The sequence below is a fragment of the Kineococcus glutinatus genome, from assembly GCF_039542765.1.
Taxonomy (GTDB): domain Bacteria; phylum Actinomycetota; class Actinomycetes; order Actinomycetales; family Kineococcaceae; genus Kineococcus_A; species Kineococcus_A glutinatus.
The window spans coordinates 1-1721 of record NZ_BAABIL010000733.1 but is presented as its reverse complement, the minus strand read 5'-3'; the positions used below and the strand labels follow the sequence as shown (position 1 = coordinate 1721).

The 1721-nt window shown below is 74.0% G+C and carries 1 protein-coding gene; it reads left to right on the top strand.

Annotated elements, in window-relative coordinates; translation table 11 throughout:
• Positions 1 to 215: 215 nt before the first annotated feature.
• A partial coding sequence (locus tag ABEB16_RS20760) for an amino acid permease (RefSeq protein WP_345714085.1) occupies positions 216 to 1721 on the top strand: 1506 nt, incomplete at its 3' end.

Here is a 1721-nt window from a genome sequence, read left to right as displayed (position 1 = left end):
GTCACGAGCGCATCCTCGCACCGCGCGCCCCGCCGCCGGCCGCCGCGACCGCCCCGCCGCGTGTTTCCGCCGTGTTTCCGGGGCGGCGGCCCGCGTCATGCCGAATTCACCGGGGCGGAACGGCCGTGACACGACCGGCCGGGAGCGTGGCAGCACTTCCTGTCGATCGACAGGAAGTGCTGCAGCGGCCCCACCCGCTCCCGAGGAGTCCGCCCATGACCACCACCCCCGCCGCCCCGCCCACCACGGCCGACGACCACCACCTCGCCGGGTTCGGGTACCGGCCACAGCTGCGCCGCGACGTGGGCGGCTACGCCTCCTTCGCCGCCGGGTTCTCCTTCGTCTCGATCCTCACGACGGTCTTCCAGCTCTTCGCCTTCGGCTACGGGTTCGCGGGACCCGTCGTGTCGTGGACCTGGCTGATCGTCCTGGGCGGCCAGCTCACCGTCGCCCTCACGTTCGCCGAGCTCGTCGCCCGGTACCCGCTCTCCGGTGCCATCTACCAGTGGTCCACCCGCCTGGCCGGGGCCCGCGCCGGCTGGTACACGGGCTGGACGATGATCATCGCGCAGGTCATCACCTTCGCCGCGGCGGCGATCGCGCTGCAGGGCGTGCTGCCGGCCATCTGGGGCGGCTTCCAGGTCGTCGGCGGGGACCCGGCGCTGGGCACCCCCACCGGCGCCACCAACGCCGTCGTGCTGGCCAGCGCCCTCATCGTCGTCACCACCACGATCAACGCGATCGGCGTGCGGCTGACGGCGATCGTCTCCAGCGTCGGTGTCACCCTGGAGCTCATCGGGGTGGCCGCCGTCGTCGTCCTCCTGCTGTTCAACCTCGAGCGCGGCCCCGGCGTCGTCCTCGACGTCGACGGCGCCGGGTTCGACCCGACGTTCGGCGCGTTCCTCGCCTCCGGCCTCATGGCCGCCTACGTCCTCGTGGGGTTCAACTCCGCCGCCGAGCTGGCCGAGGAGACCACCGACCCGCGCCGCACCGCCCCGCGGACCATCCTGCGCGCCGTGCTCGTCTCCGGCGTCGGCGGCGGGCTGCTGCTGCTCGTCGGGCTGATGGCCGCCCCCAGCCTCGACGACGGGCGCCTGGCCACCGAGGGCCTGCCCTACGTCCTGACCAGCCAGCTCGGCCCCGTCGGCGGGCGCATCCTGCTGGTCGACGTCGCCGTCGCGGTGCTGGTGTGCGCGCTGGCCATCCAGACCGCCGCCGCCCGCATGGTGTTCTCCATGTCCCGCGACGGGCAGCTGCCCGCCGCCCGCGTCCTCGGCGGGGTGTCGCGGCGCACCGGGACCCCGGTCGTGGCCTCGGTGCTCGTCGGCCTCGGCGGCATCGCCGTGCTCGTCGTGAACATCGGCCAGCCGGGGCTGTTCACCGCCCTCACCAGCGTCTGCATCGTGATGATCTACCTGGCGTACCTCATGGTGACCGCGCCCATGCTCGTGCGGCGGCTGCGCAACCCGCAGGAGTTCCGCCACGACGACGGGCACTTCTCGCTCGGCCGCTGGGGTCTGGCGGTCAACGCCGTCGCCGTGGCCTACGGCGCCGCGATGGTGGTCAACCTCGCCTGGCCGCGCGCCGCGGTCTACGACCCGGCCGGGGAGGACCCCGTGCTGCGGTTCTCCGCGGTGCTCGTCGTCGCCGTCGTCCTGCTCGCCGGCGGGTCCACGGGGCGCACCGTCTCGTCGCGCAGCGCGGTGAAGACGCGGGGGAAG